This is a genomic window from Vibrio sp. 1249-1 (genome assembly GCF_033340495.1).
This window is the reverse complement of the sequence record NZ_JAWOWJ010000325.1, coordinates 1-837: the sequence shown is the minus strand read 5'-3', so window position 1 is coordinate 837 and position 837 is coordinate 1. Positions and strand designations below refer to the sequence as shown.

Here is an 837-nt window from a genome sequence, read left to right as displayed (position 1 = left end):
ACGTTCACACCTTGGCCCATCACTTCTGTTACCAAAAGGCCTGTGCCTAATTCCTTCAGCATTTGCTCAAAGTTTTGGCCTGTCGACTTCACGTACCAGTTGTGAATACCACCAGCGTGACCGGTTGGATCCATCTTCATCTTGCGAGCGGCATAACTAGTCAGTAGATAGCTCGCCAACACACCATCGGTAATGATTTCACAATCTTGCGTATAAACGCCTTCGCTATCGAATGGGCTGGAAGCCAAACCACGCAGTACATGCGGACGCTCTGAAATATTGAACCATTCAGGCAAGACTTGTTTACCCAAGTGATCCAGTAAGAAAGAAGATTTGCGGTACAGGTTGCCACCGCTGATCGCCATCACTAGGTGACCAATCAAGCCAGTTGCCACATCTGCCGCAAACATAATTGGGTATGGGCCCGTTTTCAATCGTTGAGCATCCAGTCGGCTTACAGTATTTTCCGCCGCTTTGCGGCCGACGGTTTCTGGCGTCCACAAATCATCGCGATGGCGGGCAACGGTATAGCTGTAGTCACGTTCCATTTCGCCATTTTTGCCTACGCCAATAACGCAGCAGCTTGTGCTGTGTCGGCTAGACGCGTAGCTTGCTAACAAACCATGGCTGTTTCCGTACACTTTGACGCCGTAGTGACTATCGTAGCTTGCACCGTCACTTTGCTTGATTGCATCGCTGTAGCTTAGCGCTTCTTTCTCAGCGGCAATCGCCACTTGTGCTGCGTAGTCTGGATCTGGAGAGTCTGGGTGGAAAAGGTCAAGATCTGGCACCTCTTTCACCATAAATTCTTTCGGCGCTGGGCCTGCGAATGGGTCT

General features: G+C 50.5%; 1 protein-coding gene. It reads right to left on the bottom strand.

Going from position 1 to position 837, the window contains the following annotated elements:
- Nucleotides 1-837, bottom strand: an 837-nt coding sequence (gene pmbA, locus R7Z50_RS26140; RefSeq protein ID WP_318149561.1) for a metalloprotease PmbA, incomplete at both ends; no start/stop codon positions are given.